This is a genomic window from Maridesulfovibrio spiralis (SeqCode), from assembly GCF_048571135.1.
GTDB classification, from domain to species: Bacteria; Desulfobacterota; Desulfovibrionia; order Desulfovibrionales; family Desulfovibrionaceae; genus Maridesulfovibrio; species Maridesulfovibrio spiralis.
In genome coordinates this window covers 1,353,511-1,372,065 of the sequence record NZ_CP182344.1, presented here as the reverse complement: position 1 = coordinate 1,372,065, position 18,555 = coordinate 1,353,511, and the positions used below count along the sequence as shown (strand labels likewise).

Annotated in this window: 16 protein-coding genes; all 16 read left to right on the top strand. The window is 48.7% G+C overall.

The genetic code is table 11. The features are described 5' to 3' along the window. Nucleotides 1–43 precede the first annotated feature (43 nt). The 16 genes from aprA (at nt 44) to ACNI29_RS06065 (ending at nt 18,548) form a co-directional block, all read left to right on the top strand. Complete coding sequence (gene aprA / locus ACNI29_RS06140; protein ID WP_419781320.1) at nt 44–2,035, top strand: adenylyl-sulfate reductase subunit alpha; 1,992 nt, start codon at nt 44–46, stop codon at nt 2,033–2,035. Nucleotides 2,036–2,192: 157 nt separating this feature from the next. Next, the gene (locus ACNI29_RS06135; RefSeq protein WP_419781319.1) at nt 2,193–3,431 is read left to right on the top strand and encodes a CoB--CoM heterodisulfide reductase iron-sulfur subunit A family protein; all 1,239 of its coding nucleotides are present in this window, start codon (nt 2,193–2,195) and stop codon (nt 3,429–3,431) included. Nucleotides 3,432–3,437: 6 nt separating this feature from the next. Next, complete coding sequence (locus ACNI29_RS06130; protein ID WP_419781318.1) at nt 3,438–5,726, top strand: hydrogenase iron-sulfur subunit; 2,289 nt, start codon at nt 3,438–3,440, stop codon at nt 5,724–5,726. A gap of 14 nt (nt 5,727–5,740) precedes the next feature. Beyond that, complete coding sequence (gene qmoC / locus ACNI29_RS06125) at nt 5,741–6,961, top strand: quinone-interacting membrane-bound oxidoreductase complex subunit QmoC (RefSeq protein ID WP_419781317.1); 1,221 nt, start codon at nt 5,741–5,743, stop codon at nt 6,959–6,961. A 21-nt stretch (nt 6,962–6,982) separates the two neighbouring features. Next, nucleotides 6,983–7,669, top strand: a complete 687-nt coding sequence (locus ACNI29_RS06120; RefSeq protein ID WP_419781316.1) for a hypothetical protein — start codon at nt 6,983–6,985, stop codon at nt 7,667–7,669. 615 nt (nt 7,670–8,284) lie between these two features. Beyond that, nucleotides 8,285–9,040: an ABC transporter ATP-binding protein gene (locus ACNI29_RS06115; RefSeq protein WP_419782093.1), complete on the top strand. Its 756-nt coding sequence runs from the start codon at nt 8,285–8,287 to the stop codon at nt 9,038–9,040. Nucleotides 9,041–9,068: 28 nt separating this feature from the next. Beyond that, a complete protein-coding gene (locus tag ACNI29_RS06110; protein ID WP_419781315.1) occupies nt 9,069–10,202 on the top strand; it encodes a branched-chain amino acid ABC transporter substrate-binding protein in 1,134 nt (377 codons plus the stop codon). Between the two features lie 66 nt (nt 10,203–10,268). After that, nucleotides 10,269–11,171 (top strand): branched-chain amino acid ABC transporter permease, encoded by a 903-nt coding sequence (locus tag ACNI29_RS06105; RefSeq protein WP_419781314.1) that lies wholly within the window; start codon nt 10,269–10,271, stop codon nt 11,169–11,171. Between the two features lie 28 nt (nt 11,172–11,199). After that, nucleotides 11,200–12,369 carry a high-affinity branched-chain amino acid ABC transporter permease LivM gene (gene livM, locus ACNI29_RS06100; RefSeq protein WP_419782092.1) on the top strand — a complete coding sequence of 390 codons (1,170 nt, stop codon included), beginning with the start codon at nt 11,200–11,202 and terminating at the stop codon, nt 12,367–12,369. 3 nt (nt 12,370–12,372) lie between these two features. After that, on the top strand, nt 12,373–13,086 hold the full coding sequence (locus ACNI29_RS06095) for an ABC transporter ATP-binding protein (RefSeq protein ID WP_419781313.1): 714 nt from the start codon (nt 12,373–12,375) through the stop codon (nt 13,084–13,086). A gap of 218 nt (nt 13,087–13,304) precedes the next feature. After that, the gene (locus ACNI29_RS06090) at nt 13,305–13,496 is read left to right on the top strand and encodes a ferredoxin (protein ID WP_419781312.1); all 192 of its coding nucleotides are present in this window, start codon (nt 13,305–13,307) and stop codon (nt 13,494–13,496) included. A 190-nt stretch (nt 13,497–13,686) separates the two neighbouring features. Next, on the top strand, nt 13,687–15,762 hold the full coding sequence (locus tag ACNI29_RS06085) for a methyl-accepting chemotaxis protein (RefSeq protein ID WP_419781311.1): 2,076 nt from the start codon (nt 13,687–13,689) through the stop codon (nt 15,760–15,762). A gap of 323 nt (nt 15,763–16,085) precedes the next feature. After that, nucleotides 16,086–17,300: a hypothetical protein gene (locus tag ACNI29_RS06080; protein ID WP_419781310.1), complete on the top strand. Its 1,215-nt coding sequence runs from the start codon at nt 16,086–16,088 to the stop codon at nt 17,298–17,300. Nucleotides 17,301–17,313: 13 nt separating this feature from the next. Continuing rightward, on the top strand, nt 17,314–17,478 hold the full coding sequence (locus tag ACNI29_RS06075; RefSeq protein WP_419781309.1) for a hypothetical protein: 165 nt from the start codon (nt 17,314–17,316) through the stop codon (nt 17,476–17,478). A gap of 25 nt (nt 17,479–17,503) precedes the next feature. Then, entirely contained in the window at nt 17,504–17,941 is a 438-nt protein-coding gene (gene fliJ / locus ACNI29_RS06070; RefSeq protein ID WP_419781308.1) for a flagellar export protein FliJ, read from the top strand. Continuing rightward, nucleotides 17,865–18,548 carry a MotE family protein gene (locus ACNI29_RS06065; protein ID WP_419781307.1) on the top strand — a complete coding sequence of 228 codons (684 nt, stop codon included), beginning with the start codon at nt 17,865–17,867 and terminating at the stop codon, nt 18,546–18,548. The genes fliJ and ACNI29_RS06065 overlap by 77 nt, the downstream gene beginning before the upstream one ends. The last annotated feature ends 7 nt before the right edge of the window (nt 18,549–18,555 follow it).

Genomic DNA, 18,555 nt, shown 5'->3' with positions numbered 1-18,555 from the left:
GTATTAATTCACGCAATCTTAAAAACCTAATTAAGGAGGAAACATGCCTCTTCTCCCTAGTAAAGAAGCTTCCAAAGGTGTTGCACTCGCAGAACCTGAGCTTATAGAAAAAGACGTGGACCTGCTCCTCGTCGGTGGTGGTATGGGTAACTGCGGTGTTGCTTATGAAGCATGCCGTTGGATCGAAAAAGCTGGTGGCGACATCTCCATCATGCTCCTCGACAAAGCTGCCATGGAACGTTCCGGTGCTATCGCACAGGGTCTTTCCGCTATCAACACCTACCTTGGCGAAAACGACGCTGATGACTACGTACGCATGGTTCGTACTGACCTCATGGGCCTCGTTCGCGAAGACCTTATTTTTGACCTCGGCCGTCACGTTGATGATTCCGTTCACCTTTTTGAAGAGTGGGGCCTTCCCTGCTGGATCAAAAAAGACGGTAAGAACCTCGACGGTGCAGCTGCTAAAGCAGCTGGTCTCTCCCTGCGTAACGGCGACGCTTGCGTTCGTTCCGGTCGCTGGCAGATGATGATTAACGGTGAATCCTACAAGTGCATCGTTGCTGAAGCAGCTAAAATGGCTCTCGGCGAAGATAACTACATGGAACGTATCTTCATCGTTAAAATGCTCCTCGACGCTAACGAGCCTAACCGCATCGCTGGTGCTGTAGGTTTCTCCACCCGTGAAAACAAAGTATACGTTTTCAAATGTAACGCTGCTGTTGTTGCATGTGGTGGTGCAGTAAACGTTTACCGTCCTCGCTCCACTGGTGAAGGTATGGGTCGTGCATGGTACCCGGTATGGAACGCTGGTTCCACCTACACCATGTGTGCTCAGGTTGGCGCTGAAATGACCATGATGGAAAACCGTTTCGTACCCGCTCGTTTTAAAGACGGTTACGGTCCTGTTGGCGCATGGTTCCTGCTCTTCAAAGCTAAAGCAACCAACTACAAAGGCGAAGACTACTGCGAAACTAACCGCGCAATGCTCAAGCCTTACGAAGATCGCGGCTACGCTAAAGGTCACGTCATCCCGACTTGCCTGCGTAACCACATGATGCTCCGTGAAATGCGTGAAGGCCGCGGCCCCATCTACATGGATACCGCTACCGCACTGCAGAACACCTTCAAAGAACTGACCCCCGCAGAGCAGAAGCACCTCGAGTCCGAAGCTTGGGAAGACTTCCTCGACATGTGTGTTGGTCAGGCTAACCTCTGGGCTTGTCAGAACATCGAACCTGAAAACTCCGGTTCCGAAATCATGCCCACCGAACCTTACCTCCTCGGCTCCCACTCCGGTTGCTGTGGTATCTGGACTTCCGGTCCGGACGAAGAATGGGTTCCCGAAGATTACAAAGTTAAAGCTGACAACGGTAAAGTCTACAACCGTATGACCACCGTTAACGGCCTCTGGACCTGTGCTGACGGTGTTGGCGCATCCGGTCACAAGTTCTCTTCCGGTTCTCACGCAGAAGGTCGTATCGTTGGTAAGCAGATGGTACGCTGGGTTGTTGATCACAAAGACTTCAAACCCGCTCTGAAAGAAAACGCTGCAGATCTCGCTAAAGAAATCTACCAGCCTTGGTACACCTACGAAGAAGGTAAAGGCATCTCTACCGACCCCGTAGTTAACCCCAACTACATCACTCCCAAGAACTTCATGATGCGCCTTGTTAAGGCAACTGATGAATACGGTGGTGGTGTTGGTACCATGTACGTGACTTCCAAGTCCCTGCTGCACACCGGTTTCCATCTTCTCGAAATGCTCGAAGAAGATTCCAGAAAACTGGCTGCTCGTGACCTCCACGAACTCATGCGCTGTTGGGAACAGTTCCACAGACTGTGGACTGTACGCCTGCACATGCAGCACATTGAATTCCGTGAAGAGTCCCGTTACCCCGGTTTCTACTACCGTGGTGACTTCATGGGTCTCGATGACTCCAAGTGGAAATGCTTCGTCAACTCCAAGTATGACGTTGAAAAAGGCGAAACTACCGTCTTCAAGAAAGCATACCACCAGATCATCCCCACCTAAGCCGGGAATGATTATATGCGGCTGCGGGCTTAAGCCCGCAGCCGTTCTTTTACGGCTTGCACTGAAATGGTCTGAATCCGTATTGCGACCTAAGGTCGGTGTCCGGGTTTGGGCCATTTTATGGCTAAGGGCCTCAAAGAGTTCAGGAGGATAGAGAATGTCAAATAGCATACTTGTCGTAGGCGGCGGGTTCAGTGGTATCACTGCTGCACTCGAAGCCGCTGAAGTAGGCCATGAAGTCTTCATCGTGGAGAAGGCGCCGTATCTGGGTGGCCGGGTGATGCAGCTGAATAAATATTTTCCGAAGCTGTGTCCTCCTTCCTGCGGACTGGAGATTCAGTTTCAGAGAATCAAAAACAATAAGAACGTTAAGTTCTTTACCTTGGCTGAAGTGGAATCCATCAGCGGTTCCAAAGGCAACTACGAAGTCAAGGTTCGCATCAAACCCAGATATGTGGGTCCCGGCAGTGTAGAACTCACTGACGTCATCGAGAAACTGTCCAATGACATTACCGATGAATTCGAGTTCAAACTCTGCGACCGCAAGGCTCTTTACATGGATGTACCTTTTGCTTTTCCCGCAAGGTATGTTCTTGAAAAAGAAAATTGCACCGATGAAGACCTCAAACTCCTCGAAGATGTCGATGTTATCGACCTCAAAGACGAGGAAAAGGTCATCACACTTAATGTAGGTTCCATCGTTTACGCAACCGGCTGGAAGCCTTACGATGTTACCAAACTTTCCAACCTCGGTGCAGGCACCGTTAAGAACTGCATTTCCAACATGGCGATGGAAAGACTTGCAGCTCCCAGCGGACCTACCGACGGTAAGATTGTGCGCCCCTCTGACGGTGCACAGCCCAAAAACATCGCGTTCGTACAGTGTGCGGGTTCCCGCGATGAGAATCACCTCAACTTCTGTTCCTACATTTGCTGCATGGCTTCCTTGAAGCAGGCTGCTTATGTCCGCGAACAGTATCCCGATGCAAAGGTCACCATTTACTACATCGACCTTCGTACCCCGGGCCGTTACGACAAATTTGCCAAGCGCATTCTTTCCGATGACAAAATCAATGCCGTTAAAGGTAAAGTTGCTGATGTTATCGAAGAATCCGGTTCCGGCAATGTTCTCGTCACAGTTGAGGATGCAGAGTCCGGTATCAAGTCCCAGAACGAGCACGATCTCTTAGTTCTGGCTACCGGTATGCAGCCCAGCCTGGCAGGTACCCCGGTCCCCTCCGGCGTACAGGTTGACGATCAGGGCTTTATTGTCGGCGGTGAGGAACAAGGCATTTTCGCTGCCGGGTGTGCAAAGCAGCCTCTGGATGTCATGAAGACAGCCCAGTCCGGTACTGCTGCCGCTCTCAAAGCGATCCAAACGGTGATAGGGAGGTAAGTCGACATGCCCGAAAAAATCGGTGTTTATTTCGACCAAGCGAGCGTATCTCCTTACCTTAACGCTGAAGAAATGGCTGAACTGGTCGGTCGCGTTTACGCGAACGAATGTCCGGTCGTTAAGGTGCATCCGCGCCTGAACAGCGAGGAAGGAAGAAAGCTCATTCAGGAAGATATCGACGCTGGCAGCGTTGACGCAGTATGTATCTGCGGCACTAGCCCTCGCGTTGACTGGGATATTTTTGACTTCGATAACATCGCAGTCGAAAGAGTCAACCTGCGTGAACAGTGCATCAAGGTTTTCAGGAATCCCGACGGCACCATGCCTGATCCTAACGGCGAAGTTCCTGAGCTCCTCAAAATAATGGCGAACGAATACGTCAAAATGGGTGTTACCAAGCTGCTCAAAACCAACGAGCAGGAATCCCAGGCCTTTGATGCAACTAAAGTTGTTATGGTCATGGGTGGTGGTTTCACCGGTCTGACCGCAGCTATCTATGCAGCTAAGACCAACCACGACGTAATTCTGGTAGAAAAGGAAGCCAACCTCGGTGGTAAGGCTGCCGGAATGTACAAAACATTTCCTCTTTCCTACCCCTATACTGAAGCACATGAAACCGGAATTGAAGCACTGATCTCTGAAGTTCAGTCCAATTCCAGAATCAAAGTGCTTACCTCCGCACAGCTTGAAGCTCTCGAAGGCGCACCCGGACAGTACACTGCTAAAGTGAAAGTCGGAGGAAGCGTTGAAGAGATGGCTGTCGGTGCTTGTGTTCTGGCAACCGGTTGGGTTCCTCAGGATACAAAATACGTAGAGCCCATGGGCTACGGCTCTTCCAAGGTTGTTACTGCTGCTGAATTTGAAGCGATGGTCAAAGAAGACAAAATGACTGCAAAGTCAGTTGCTTTTGTTCTTGATACCCGTCTCAGTGAAGCTCAGTTTGCAGCTGAAGAAGATGCATACGCCAATCGCTCTGAAGAGCAGATTGCGGCTGATGAAGCTTCCGCAGCAGAAGCCGCTGAAGGAGAAGAGGAAGAGGATTTCGTCTATGAAGACATGGAATCCTACAAACACCTTCCTTACAGTTCCGAGCTGAACAGTCTTGTTGCTCTCAAGCAGGCTAACTACGTTCGCGAAAAGAACGACGACTCTGTTGCCTACATCATCTACGATCACATGATGGTGCCCGGCGTTAACGAGCGTTACTACCGCGCAGCACAGGATAACCCCGGCGTGATGCTGACCAAGGGTACTGTTACTTCCATCAAGGAAGAGGGTGCCGGAATGGTTGTTTGCGCCAGCAATACCCTGCTGGGCGAAAATATTGAAATCGAAGCTGAACTGGTTGTTGTGCCTACCGGTATGGTTCCCACCACCGCGCACGATCCGACCATCAACCTCGTGTACAGACAGGGTCCCGCATTCCCCGATCTCCAGCAGTTCGACGGTTATGCAGACTCTAACTACATCTGCTTCCCCTACGAAACACGCCGTACCGGTATTTATGCCGCAGGTTGCGTGCGTCAGCCCATGTCTATGGGACTGGCCCGTGAGGATGCAGCCGGTGCTGTCCTGAAAGCGATCCAGTGTATCAACTCCGCCAATCATGGCGTTGCTGTTCACCCCCGCTCCGGTGATAATACCTACCCCGTTTTCAACTTCATGCGTTGTACCCAGTGTAAACGTTGTACTGAAGAATGTCCCTTCGGCGCACTTGATGATGATGAAAAAGGAACACCAATGCCGAATCCGTCCCGTTGCCGCCGTTGCGGTACCTGTATGGGTGCCTGCCCCGAGCGTGTTATCGGATTCGACAACTACAATATTGACATGATCGGTTCCATGATCAAACAGGTCAACGTACCTGATGATATGGAAGCTGATGGTCCCCGCTTTATCGTACTGGCCTGTGAAAACGATGCCTACCCGGCACTCGATATGGCTGCTATGCGCGGTAAAGGCTGGTCTCCTTACGTTCGTGTCGTTCCCGTCCGTTGCCTCGGCTCTGTGAACACCATCTGGATTGCTGACGCTATGTCCAAGGGTATTGACGGAGTTCTTCTGCTCGGTTGTAAGTACGGTGAAGACTACCAGTGCCACTTTATGAAGGGTTCTGAGCTTTGTAACCGCCGTATGGAAAACGTCGCTGATTCTCTGAACAGACTTGGCGTTGAACCCGAACGTGTTGTTCAGGCTGAACTTGCCATCGATGAATACGACAAAGTTCCCGACATGATCGATAACTTTGTTAATGAGATGATCAAGATCGGTCCTAACCCGTTTAAGGGCTACTAGGAGGTAGACGCGATATGGAAAAAGATATTCGCATTAAACCGGATCTGGAGTTCATCAAAGAACTGCAGGAAGTCGGTGGCGAAAGCCTGAAGAAGTGCTACCAGTGCGCAACCTGCTCTGTAGCCTGTCCCCTCTCGCCTGCCGACAACCCTTACCCGCGTAAGGAAATGGTCTGGGCTCAGTGGGGCCTCAAAGATAAACTCGTAAATGACATTGATATATGGCTGTGCCACAACTGCGGTACCTGCTCCGACTTGTGCCCCCGCGGTGCTCGTCCTGCAGATCTGCTCGCAGGACTGCGTAACATGGCCTATCAGAAGATGGTAACCCCCTCCATTATCGGAAAATGGATGGCTTCTCCCAAACACCTGCCTAAGCTGATTGCTATTCCGGCAGCTATCTACCTGGTAATCTGGTTTATCATGGCGGGAGTTCGCGGTTCCTTCTTCCCTCTTAAAGATGGCGAAATCGTCTACGGACACCTTTTTCCCGGCGATTTTACTATTGACCCGATCTTCATGATTGCCTTCGGCTTCATGGTTTGGACCTTCTACAAAGGAGTGAAGAACCTGATTGCTTCATTTGCGGATCAACCGAAGGTCTTTGCTGTAGGTGACAAATCTGAAAAGCCCAGCATGATTGAGTGCTTCATCGACGTTTGCAAAAATGAACTGATGACACACTCTAAGTGGAAAGAATGCGGCGAAACCGACGAAGCTGATGAGCAGAAGTTCAACGGCCACCGTTTCATTATGGCTGCATTCCTCTGCCTGATGGTAGTTACCGGTGTGGTTGCTGTAACTCACTGGGGTGGAAAGATTATTCCTTTCCTCGGACCCATCGGTCATACCCCCATGCCGCTGTGGCACCCGGTCAAGATTCTGGCCAACGTCGGCGCAGTACTGCTGGTTTACTCACTGGTTCTGCTCACCAAGCGTCGCCTGAATCAGGACCAGGGCGTACACGGTTCCAGCTACTATGACTGGTACCTGCTCGGCCTGATCTGGACTATCGCTGTAACCGGTATCATGTGCGAAATCCTGCGTCTTCTCGGCGTCGCAGTGCTCGCATACCCCATGTACTACGTGCACTTGATCGCCGTATTCATGATGTTTGTCTATCTGCCGTGGTCCAAGCTTGGACACCTTGTCTACAGGACTGCAGCTTTAACTTATGCAAGATACATCGGCCGTCTGCCCATGCCGGTCCGTGAAGAAAAGACTTTTACTCTGTAATAGAGCAAGGAGGAACTAACCATGTCTGAAGCACGTAAAACTTTCCCCATGAGCACATTTGTGTCTTACATTAAGGGTGGAGAAAGCAACAACTCTGTTCAGGAACTTCTGGGCTACATGACTCAGAAAGACATTGACGCTGAATTCGAACCTTTTGCAGCAGCTCTTGCAAAAGCATGGATCTACGAACAGCATCCCGAACTGGCTAAAATGAAAACCGGTCAGGTTACCGGCCTTGGCGACAACGTTTCCGTTGGCGCACTTCCCGGCGACGTTATGACTCAGGTTGACGCTATCTTCGGTAAGCTCGCTGAGTACCGTTCCACTGTCTCTGAACAGGCTGCTAAAGTTCAGGATCTGGAAACCAAACTCGCTGCAGCTGAAGGCAAACTCGGTGAAACCGAAAAAGCCATGGCTGAATACAAAGGCAAATGTGAAGCTTTTGAAGCTGCTGGTAAAGACGAAGGCGACAAAGTCATCGTTACTTCCCAGGAAAAAGTTGAAGAGTACATCGGCAAAGTTGATGAACTCCTCAAAATGATCGAAGACGTTAAGAAGCACGGTGTTGTAACCGTAGCTGCCGGTGCTGTTGCTGAAGGCGCAGCTCCTGCTGCTGGTGACGCAGCTGCTGGCGCTCCCGAAACCGGTGGTGCTCCTGCTGAAGACTTCGGCTTCGGTTCCGATCCCTTCGGTGATGACAGCTGGTAGGCCGATTTAAGCCGCTCAGCTTCATTATATTGAAGTACGTAGGGCCCTGTCCGCATAGCGGACAGGGCCTTTTGTTATTTCAGTCACAGAATAAAATTTTTCTTCATAAATTTTACATAAGTGAGAACTTACTTAAAGTCGTAAACCAAGCATTGGAATGCATAGTTGCCAAAAGATAGAATTAAATTCACGAAAACTGCGAATTCAGCGACAAAATGTTCCATAACAGCCAAGAGTAAATGAATTAGGTTGAAATTAGCCAAATATGGAAAATAGTGCTAAATATATGGACAATTTTGTAAGCAAAAAAAGACTTTTATTAAGTGTTATAGTATGTATGATTAAATGTGAATCAGCTGTTGTACACACTAATATTAGGAAAAATGACTAGAATCCAGAATATGGTTAAAAAAGCATCTTGGTGTTTTTTGATCAGGTGATCAACTGTATTGTGTTGCAGTATGTTTACTGTTGATCATGCAATCAAGCATGTATTGTAGAATGTAGTAAAACATTACTGTTGCGAATATTAATTCTCTAGATCGAGTTAGTAAGGAATAAAAATCGTGTTCCGCCTTGATCTTAAGAAGAATAATGTGTATAGGTATGTCCAATATGGCAGAACTTCATTTACACGACGTGAGCGTCCGCTTTGGTGGACTGCAGGCTTTGGCAGAGGTTAACTTCTCTCTCATGCCGGGAGAGATTGTGGGACTGATCGGTCCCAATGGCGCTGGCAAAACCACGGTTTTTAATGTGATCACCGGAGTCTATTCGGCTTCCGGCGGGCATGTTGAATACAACGGTGAAAATCTCACCGGCCTCAAGCCCTATCAGGTCTTACATAAAGGCATTGCCAGAACCTTCCAGAATATTCGTTTATTCCAGAACATGACCGCCCTTGAAAATGTTATGGTCGCCCAGCATTCCCGTTCTTCTTGCGGGATTTTCGGTGCCATATTCCGTACCCCGGCCCAGAAGAGGGAAGAGGCACGTATCAAGGAAAAGGCCATGGAGGAACTGCGTTTCGCAGAACTTGACGAATATGCTGACGAGGTTGCGTCTAGTCTTCCATACGGTCATCAGCGCAGGCTTGAAATCGCGAGGGCGCTGGCTTCTGAGCCAAGTTCCATTCTCCTTGACGAACCTGCTGCGGGTCTGAACCCAGCTGAAAGCGCGGAGTTAATGGAAACTATCCGTAAAATCTCTGAAAGAAACATCAACGTTCTCATGGTTGAGCATGATATGAAAGTTGTCATGGGCATCTGTCAGCGGTTGGTGGTTCTGGATCACGGAGTAATGATTGCAAAGGGGAACCCTGAAGAAATTCAGAAAAATCCTGCTGTAATTGAGGCATATCTGGGTAACTAACTTTATTTATTTTAGGGAGGCTCATTTTATGAAACGTTCTATCATGACAGTTGTGCTTGCTGCTGCAATTCTTATGCTCGGCGCAGGTATGGTGTCCGCTAAAACCCTCAAACTTGGTACTATGGGACCGCTGACCGGCCCTTATGCCGCTGACGGTAACGACATCAAAAACGGCGTTCTTACTGCAGTTGAAGTTGTCAAAGCAAACGGCGGAATCCCAGGTTTCGATGAAATCGTGGTTTTGCCTCAGGATACTGCATGCGAACCGCGTCAGGCTGTTGCAACCGCAAACAAGCTTATCAACGAAGAAGCAAATGCTGTTGTCGGTGCGTACTGCTCCAGCGCAACCCTGCCCGCATCTGAAGTTCTTGATGAAGAATCCATCATCATGATCACCCCGGCCTCCACTAACGAAAAAGTTACCTCCCGCGGTCTGCCTTACATGTTCCGCATGTGCGGTCGTGATGATGACCAGGGCTCCATCGCTCTGAAATTCATGCAGGAGAAGCTCGGTGCCAAGTCCGTTTACATTGTTGACGATAAGACCGCATACTCTCAGGGTCTTGCCGACGGTGTTGAAAAGATGTGTAAGGCTGCCGGAATCAAGGTTCTGGGCCATGAGCACGTAAACCAGGGCGACAAAGACTTTTCCGCTATCCTGACCAAGGTTAAGACCAGCAACCCCGATGTGTTCTACATGTCCATGCAGAACTCCGCTACCGGCGCACTGATGCTTATTCAGGCAAAGCGCATGGGTATCAAGGCTGCACGTCTCGCCCAGGATGCTGTTTACCATCCCCAGTTGATGGAAATCGCAAAAGACGCTGCTGAAGATGTTTACCTGACTTTTGGTTACATCGACAACAACGCGCCTGCATACAAAGAATTCTATGCTCAGTACCAGCCCAAGTATGGTGAGCCCGGTGCATACTCCGGTTACGCTTACGACTCTGCAATGGCATACTTCAAGGCCCTCAAGGCTGCTGGTTCCACTGATCCCGAAAAAGTAAAAGCAGAACTCATGAAGCTGGATTACGATGGTGCTACCAAGCATATCAAGTTCAGACCTAACGGAGATTCCGGCTCCAACTACATTATCCGTAAAGTTGATAACGGCAAGTTCATCAACTATTGGAACCCCGTAACCGGTAAGCTCTACTAGAAGTCAAATTATGTCGGCCCCTGTCTCATGCAGGCAGGGGCCTTTACGTACAGCCCCCGGAAATCCATGGAATATTTTTTTCAACAACTCATCAACGGTATTACCCTCGGCAGTGTCTACGCGCTGATCGCTCTGGGCTATACCATGGTGTACGGCATCATCCAGCTCATTAACTTCGCTCACGGTGAGTTTTTTGCAGCTGGCGGTTATGTCGGTGTTATCTTCATGAGCTACCTGCTTTCACAGGGTGCTCCGGCATGGGTCTGCCTCTCCGGTTCACTCATTCTGGCAATGGCCTATTGCGCAATGCTGGCAATGGCCGTTGAAAAAGTGGCCTACAAACCGCTGCGCAGTTCATCAAGACTTTCGGTGCTGCTTTCGGCACTCGGTATGTCTATTTTTCTGCAGAACGGACTCATGCTCACACAGGGCGTTTATGACCGTGCTTACCCCACCGAGCTTACTCAGGGTGGATTCGAGTTCGGAACAGTAATGCTTTCCTACATGCAGCTGTTCATTGTCAGCCTTACCGCGTTCCTGCTGGTGGCCCTCAATTTTCTGGTCTTTAAGACCCGCATCGGTAAAGCCATGCGATCCACTGCGCAGGATAAGATCATGTCCGCGCTGGTGGGTATCAACTCCAACCGAATTATCAGTCTTACTTTTGCCATCGGTGCCGGCTTGGCTGCTGCCGCGGGGATCATGGTTGGTCTGTACTACGGTTCGGTTCGTTACGATATGGGGTTTGTTCCGGGCATCAAGGCTTTTGCCGCCGCCGTACTCGGTGGTATCGGTAACATCACAGGTGCTATGATCGGCGGATTCATTATCGGCATGGTTGAAATTTTTGCCGCAGGCTATATTTCCGGTGAATATAAAGATGTTTTTGCATTCCTGATCCTTATCGGAGTGCTTTATTTCAGACCTTCAGGAATTATGGGAGAGAACGTTGACGATACCAGAGTTTAAAAAACACTGGACTTCTTTAGGCGTTGGGATGATCTGGCTGTTCGTCCTGCTCTGGCCCCTGCTGGGGATTAAGCCTGAAGGATTGGAAGTGGCGAGAACCTTTTCGGTCTGGTGGAAGATTGCTGCGGGATGTTCATTTGTCCTTGTGCTTTACCAACTGAAGAGTATCGGAGCCTTTGATTTTATCACCAAACCGGCCGGAGCGGCTGTGGGCGAGGTAAAGAAAGCTACTTCAACTCTGCCTTTCGCAGTCTGGGCTTTCGCTATTCTGGCCTTTGCTGTTGCTTACCCCCACCTCTTCGGGCGTTATGCTCAGGATGTAGCCATCAACTGCATGATCTACATCTGCCTCGGTCTCGGCCTGAATATTGTTGTCGGCCTCGCCGGGATGCTCGACCTCGGTTACATAGCTTTTTACGGATTGGGGGCATACACTTATGCCTTGCTGTCTGTTTCCTATAAGCTCGCTTTCTGGATCTGCCTGCCGCTCAGTGCTGCTGTCGCAGGACTTGGTGCCTGCATCATCGGTTATTGCTCCATGCGGATGCGCGGTGATTATCTGGCTATTGTTACGCTCGGCTTTGCTGAAATCGTGCGTATGATCCTTAATAACTGGATGAGTCTGACCAACGGTCCTAACGGGATAACCGGTATCAAGGCTCCGGGTATCTATTGGCCTGATTTTGCCAACGGATTCACCCTTGAGCATCTTTGGCTGAAAAAACTTTCTCTGGTTTATTATGTTATTCTGGCGCTGGTGGTTTTCACCATCATTGCAGTCTACCGTTTGAACCACTCCCGTATCGGGCGTGCATGGGAAGCTATCCGTGAGGATGAGACCGCCGCCGAGGTTATGGGGATTCCTACATTTTATATGAAACTACTGGCTTATTGTTCCGGCGCCTGTTTCGGTGGTATGGCCGGGGCTTTTTATGCCGCACGCATGCGTTTTGTAAGCCCTGAATCGTTCACTTTCCTTGAATCCGCCATGGTCCTTTCCATGGTTGTTCTCGGCGGTATGGGGTCCATCCCCGGGGTTATTCTCGGTGCGCTGGCGCTCATTGCCCTGCCGGAGATTTTTAGGGATTTCGAGCTCTACCGCATGCTTGTTTTTGGTGGCGTCATGACATTGATGATGCTCTTCAGGCCGCAGGGGCTGCTGCCTCCCAAACGTAGAATGAAGGCAGGAAAGGATTAAGCCATGTCAGAACCTATTTTAGAACTTCGAGACATCCATGCTGGATATGGCAGTATTAAGGCCCTGAAAGGGATCAATATCAAGGTCATGGAAGGGGAGATTGTTTCCATTATCGGCGCAAACGGTGCCGGGAAATCCACAACCCTGATGACTATCTGCAATATCGTTAAAGCTACCGCTGGAGAGATTTACTACAAAGGCAAAAAAATAAACAAGGTTGCTTCTGACCGTTTGCCGTCCATGGGGCTTTGTCAGGTCCCGGAAGGAAGGCGTATCTTCCCACGCCTGACCATTGAAGAAAACCTTGATATGGGTGCTTTTTTTCGCAACGATAATGAGATTGCCGATGATATGGAGCGGGTATTCGCCATGTTTCCCATTCTGCGTGAAAGACGCAGGCAGGCCGGCGGAACCCTTTCCGGCGGGGAACAGCAGATGCTGGCTATCGGTCGTGCGCTCATGAGCCGCCCGAAGGTGCTGCTGCTGGATGAACCTTCTCTTGGACTTGCTCCGCTTATCGTTAAACAGATTTTTGATATTATCAATGAAATCAATGCTCTTGGCACAACGATTATTCTAGTTGAGCAGAACGCAAAGGTTGCACTGAGTATGGCCCACCGAGGCTATGTTCTCGAAACCGGTAATGTGGTTATGGAGGATGAGGCTAAGAAACTACTCGATAACCCGGATATCCAGAAAGCGTACCTTGGTGAATAAAAATCAAATAGTTTGTCGTTTTAAATCCCCTGAAGTTTCGATTTTAGGGGATTTTGATTTGTATCAAGTATTAATAATGGAATAAAAGGCCAGTGTGATTTTTTGATCCTTCATCTTGATTTTAGTTTAAGTAAATGCTTGCGCAAAATATAATCTTTGTGGTTAAGTTGTATCCAAAATAAAAGTAGTGATTGTTTGCTTAGAATTGGAGGCTGATTATGGCTAAAAAGGTAGTAATTGATCAGGACGAATGTATTGGCTGCGAAACTTGCGTGGAGCTTTGCCCGGAAGTCTTTGCTCTGGATTCTGAAGGAGAAAAGGCTGAGGTTATTAAAGAAGATGCCGTTGATCTGGACTGCGTGGAAGAATCAATAGATTCTTGTCCAGTGGAGTGCATTATGATTGAGTAAATTTTTTTTCATAGTTAATTTTTGAAAATGGCGCCTTTGGGCGCCATTTTTTTGTTTAGTAGCGGAGTAAAGTTAGTAATAATACAGTGTCATATAGACATAAATTATGATTTGTGCTTATTTGGATAGAGTGAATTGTTTTATACTGAACCTTTGGCAGGGAGTGTGCTACGTGAGGATAAGGACAAGAATGATAATGGCAATTGTGTTGCCGATGGTTATCTCTGTTGCTGTTGTTATGTTTACTGTTTCTATGCAGTTCGACAGTACTGCAGTAGAGTCATATCATAAAACTGCCAATCAGGAACTGAGACTCATCAACAATTACATTGCTGAAATCCTGAAGAAAGCTGAAAATGTGAGCCGATTCATGGCCGGTTTGGATGAGACTAGGGGTGCTATGGGCAAATGGACCAAGTATTTCGAGTTGGACGCACCTTCAAAGCCTGCACAGCATGCAACAGATTCAACTGAAATCATGGTTAACCGCCTTGCAAATGATCAGATGAAAGCCAACCCTGCGTTTGCATATGTCTATATGGGCTTTGAAGACGGGGGATACACTCAGGACGGTTCAGATACACTGGACAATAGTTATGATCCACGTCGGCGGCCTTGGTACAAAGAAGGTAAGAACTCTGCCAAGGAGTCATCTCTCCTTTCTGCGTATATGACTACCGAGGGCTTTCCGAATATCGGTTATGTCACCAAGATCAAGGACAAGGGAGGCCAGTTCATAGGTGTTTCCGCTGTTGATATTTCGCTTGGTGATCTGACTAAAATCATAAACAATCTCAAAATAGGTGAAACAGGTTTTGTAGTCCTCATTCAGGGGGATGGTACCATTCTGGCCGACCCTAAAACACCGGACAATAATTTCAAGAAAGTCGACGATCTGGATAACCCGGCTCTTGAGGCTGCGTACCATTCGAAAGAAGATTGGATCGGTAGTGTTGAATTTAAAGGAGCGAAATTCGCAGCTGATATTTATCGCTCCCCTGAAACAGGTTGGTCCCTGATCGCATTTATCCCGCACAAGGAAATATATGCGGCTTCTCAGGAAGCAGTCGTGACCATGATGATTATCGCTGCTGTTGCTGCTCTGATCTTCGGTGCTTTTGGTGCTGTGCTGGTAAATAGTCGGCTTGTACGGCCAATCCATGCCATGGGCGAGTTTGCCCGCCAGATTGCTGCTGGAAATTACAAAGCTGAGCCTGAAGCTGTTTCCTATCGGGCAGAGTTGCGCGAGCTTTTGGAACACCTGCAATCCATGACCATTGAACTGGTCAAGACTATTTCCCTAGCCGATGAAAAGACCCGTGAGGCCGAGGAGAAAACCTTGCAGGCTGAAGATGCGCTTGTTGAAGCGGAGGAAGCCACCCGCAGAGCAGAAACAGCCAAGCGTGATGGAATGATGCAGGCTGCAGGACAATTGGAAGAGATTGTCGAGCGTATTTCTTCTTCATCCACCCAGCTTTCCGCCAACGTAGAAGAATCAAGGCGTGGTTCTGAAATGCAACGTGAGCGGGCTGCTGAAAACGCAACAGCCATGGAAGAAATGAACGCAACAGTTCTTGAGGTTGCGGCCAATGCTTCCAAGAGCTCTGAGGAAGCTGAGCGGGCAAAGACTGAGGCTGACCGTGGATCAGAAATTGTCAGCAGGGTTGTTACAGCGGTAGGTAATCTCAAGAGCGAGTCTGAAAAGCTGGGCAGTGAAATGGGATTGCTTGGCGAAAAGGCCGAGTCGATCAGTAGTGTTATGGGAGTTATTACCGACATCGCGGACCAGACTAACCTGCTCGCTCTTAATGCCGCTATTGAAGCCGCCCGTGCGGGTGAAGCTGGGCGCGGATTCGCAGTTGTTGCCGATGAAGTCCGTAAGCTGGCCGAGAAAACTGTGAGCGCAACTTCTGAAGTTGGTGATGCTATCGGCTCAATCCAACAGTCATCCAGAAATTCCATCAATACTATGACGGAGACTGCGGAGATGGTTGATTCCACAACTACTCTCGTTAATGAGGCTGGAGAAGCACTGACTTCAATCCTGGAGATTATTGAGCTGGTGGCTGAGCAGGTCCGTTCCATCGCAACTGCGGCGGAAGAGCAGAGTGCTGCCTCCGAGGAAATCAATATGTCTACCTCGGAAATCAATCGCATTGCAGACGAAAACTTTAATTCCATGGAACAGTCGGCAGACGCCATGTCCAATCTTGCAGAGTTGTCCAATATGCTTAACAACTTGATTGATGACTTGAAGAACTCATAGTCGGAAATAGTATTACTAAATAGGGCCGGGGTGCTGTTGGCAGCATCCCGGCCCTCATTTTTGTCGTTGTATTGACAGTCCCCTTGCTTGATTCCTGCTGGTAGTGCCGCATCAGTATGTACTGTTGCTGAATAATGCATGAAGAGAAAACGGGTATCTATTTTGCTGTGGTGTTTGCAGGCTGTGATGTTTGCTTAACCCTGCGTTGGTGTATGTTTCAGCTGTTTTGCCGGACTTGCCAAGATGCAGATTAGTGCATAAATATGAATTACGAAAAATGAATAAAAACCCGCCGTAATGAGGTGGGAAGGTGTATAAAATATATGAAATTTATTATGATCCCGGATGCTTTTCGGGCGTTATCTCGAGTGCTTGTCCTGACCGTAGCTGTTATGGTTCCTTTCCTTCTTCTGGCTGCTGAAGGAGAGTGCTCCACTGCTCTCGGAGAGAAAAAAGATAAAAAGAAAGTAACGCTGCCGGTACAGGTGGACTCAGGACTCAACTATCTATTTTCTTTTTTGGCTAGTAGTGAGTCTGAACTTGATGCTTCAAAGATTGCTGGCCTGATCAAATTTGTGGATGACTCCCCGGCAACGAATAAAGTCATTAACCTGCCCAAACGTGAATCCTCAAATGGTGCGGCCATGCGCATGCAGGTGCATGCCGGGCTGAAAAGAATCCTCGAGTATACCTACAACCCGGAGATTCCAAACTACGCGATTTATCCTTCCGTGATCAGGGTCAGCGGTTGGCTTCCGGACAGTCAATTTGTCGCAGAAAAGGCCCAGCCTTGGAAATATCTGAATAATTGCGTTACCCCCCAAATCTGGCGCGGTAAGGAATTTGAGGTTAATACCCCCGATTCCTTTGGCGGTGCTTACTATCGGTACGATCTCGATCGTCTGCTGGTGCTGCTTGATTATGAAGGCCGCAATGTATTTTTGTCTGTTTCCAAACAGTTAGATAAATCCAGCGTAGGCATGAAAGGTCTGGTGGTCGATGACAACCAGTGGAACTATTTCTACAGCGGCATTCCCGGCTTGACATCCGGAGGCATGGGCTGGATGGATACTTTTATGTACGATTCCATGTCCGTGAATGTGTACGTTCAGGATAAGAATGATCCTGAGCAGACCGTAAGTTACCTCTTTAAATGGCTGCGCGCAGGATGGGCCGGGCTGAACGTTGTTCGTCCCAAGCATATTTTTGAAGGCAGCCAACGTTTCGGCCGCGCCTTTAATGCGCTGATGGAATCAAATGATCTGCCTGCACCTGATGTGTTTGCTGAGAAAGTCCGCGAAATCCAAGCCCTGTCCGATCAGGACATTGATCACTATATTTCCGAGTATTCAAAACAGGTTGAGAACATTGCTTCCGCGCATCCTGTCCTGTCCGACAAATTCCCTGAAGTGTACGAGAACGGTAAGTATGCCGAAAAGTTCACCCGTGAAGAGCGTATCGGCGTTCTGGTCAAGGAATACGTCAAGCAGGCCATGGGCAAGCAGTGCCTGATCTTTGATAAAGTCGTATCCAACTAGCAGCGAGGTATTCATGCTCTATTCTGAAAGCGAAGCTAAATTCAAATATTGTCCCTACCTGATGACCAGTGATGACAAAATGAAGTTCTGTCAGGGAACCATGTGCATGATGTGGCGTTACGCTGACGGGGATAAAGGTTATTGCGGTCTGGCCGGAAAGCCTGAAGAAAAGAAATAGTCTTTTAAGGTAGTCAATTTAGAATATGGCCAAGCCTTTTGTATTTAAGCTTGAAAAGGTTCTGGAGTTCAGAGAACAGGCGGAAGAGCAGGCTAGGCTTGCTCTTGCGGAAGCCATGCGTCTGCATCAGGAGCAGAAGAAAAAACTCTGGGCCGTAGAAGAATTGATGGTCGCCCACCGGAAAAAGAGATACGACAACCTCTCCGCCAATGATATGTGGCTTTGGCAGCAATATGATGCAGCTCTTAAAGAGGATTTGCATGCTGCCCAGAATCGCTTGAAGCAATTGGCCTTGAACTTGCAAAAATGTCGTGCAGAAGCTGTAAAAAAGTCAAAAGACCGTAAACTGCTCGAAAAGCTAAAAGAGAATCAGGCGAAGAAATATCATGAAGAAGAAAGTCTCAAAGAACAGAAAGAGTTCGACGAAATGGCAACAATTCGTTTCAAACCTGAAAATTTCTAAGATACTTGTCTGCCTGATTTTTCTGGCACTTTTCAAGCTTTCCCTGATCGGTTCAATCGGTTTTGACCTTACTGACCATCATAAGGAAGTTAAGCAGGTTGTTGAGGCCGTGGTCGAAAGCGGTAACGTTGTGCGTAGTGCAGTAACTCCCCCGCAGGCTATCGCTGCAGAAGCGGAAGCCAAGGATAAAGCCCAGCCTGCCCCCAAAGCATCCAAGCCATCCAACATGCCTGAAGCAGATTGGAAAGCGCTCAAAGCCAAGGAAGATGAGCTGGCCCGCAAAGAACGCTCCCTGCGTACCCTTGAGCAGAATCTTGATAAAAAACTTGCAGAGCTGAACGATCTCGAAAAGCGGCTCAAGAAAATGATCGCTGATGCTGACGTACTCAAAGATAAGAAGATCAAGCATCTTGTAGGCGTCTACACTGCCATGAAGGCAAAACAGGCCGCTCAGGTTATCGAATCCCTTGATACCGATCTTGCCGTCAAGATTTTGTCAGGCATGCGCGGCCGCAGCGCCGGGGCTATCCTCGGATTCGTGACACCCAAGAAGGCAGCCAAGCTTTCCGAAGAACTGACCAAGCTGCAGACTCCTCTGGACGAATAGTTTTTGT

What these genes read in the sequence shown, in the direction of transcription:
- aprA (WP_419781320.1), top strand. Translation starts at nt 44, where the DNA reads ATGCCTCTTCTCCCTAGTAAAGAAGCTTCCAAAGGTGTTGCACTCGCA.
- ACNI29_RS06135 (WP_419781319.1), top strand. Translation starts at nt 2,193, where the DNA reads ATGTCAAATAGCATACTTGTCGTAGGCGGCGGGTTCAGTGGTATCACT.
- ACNI29_RS06130 (WP_419781318.1), top strand. Translation starts at nt 3,438, where the DNA reads ATGCCCGAAAAAATCGGTGTTTATTTCGACCAAGCGAGCGTATCTCCT.
- qmoC (WP_419781317.1), top strand. Translation starts at nt 5,741, where the DNA reads ATGGAAAAAGATATTCGCATTAAACCGGATCTGGAGTTCATCAAAGAA.
- ACNI29_RS06120 (WP_419781316.1), top strand. Translation starts at nt 6,983, where the DNA reads ATGTCTGAAGCACGTAAAACTTTCCCCATGAGCACATTTGTGTCTTAC.
- ACNI29_RS06115 (WP_419782093.1), top strand. Translation starts at nt 8,285, where the DNA reads ATGGCAGAACTTCATTTACACGACGTGAGCGTCCGCTTTGGTGGACTG.
- ACNI29_RS06110 (WP_419781315.1), top strand. Translation starts at nt 9,069, where the DNA reads ATGAAACGTTCTATCATGACAGTTGTGCTTGCTGCTGCAATTCTTATG.
- ACNI29_RS06105 (WP_419781314.1), top strand. Translation starts at nt 10,269, where the DNA reads ATGGAATATTTTTTTCAACAACTCATCAACGGTATTACCCTCGGCAGT.
- livM (WP_419782092.1), top strand. Translation starts at nt 11,200, where the DNA reads ATGATCTGGCTGTTCGTCCTGCTCTGGCCCCTGCTGGGGATTAAGCCT.
- ACNI29_RS06095 (WP_419781313.1), top strand. Translation starts at nt 12,373, where the DNA reads ATGTCAGAACCTATTTTAGAACTTCGAGACATCCATGCTGGATATGGC.
- ACNI29_RS06090 (WP_419781312.1), top strand. Translation starts at nt 13,305, where the DNA reads ATGGCTAAAAAGGTAGTAATTGATCAGGACGAATGTATTGGCTGCGAA.
- ACNI29_RS06085 (WP_419781311.1), top strand. Translation starts at nt 13,687, where the DNA reads ATGATAATGGCAATTGTGTTGCCGATGGTTATCTCTGTTGCTGTTGTT.
- ACNI29_RS06080 (WP_419781310.1), top strand. Translation starts at nt 16,086, where the DNA reads ATGAAATTTATTATGATCCCGGATGCTTTTCGGGCGTTATCTCGAGTG.
- ACNI29_RS06075 (WP_419781309.1), top strand. Translation starts at nt 17,314, where the DNA reads ATGCTCTATTCTGAAAGCGAAGCTAAATTCAAATATTGTCCCTACCTG.
- fliJ (WP_419781308.1), top strand. Translation starts at nt 17,504, where the DNA reads ATGGCCAAGCCTTTTGTATTTAAGCTTGAAAAGGTTCTGGAGTTCAGA.
- ACNI29_RS06065 (WP_419781307.1), top strand. Translation starts at nt 17,865, where the DNA reads ATGAAGAAGAAAGTCTCAAAGAACAGAAAGAGTTCGACGAAATGGCAA.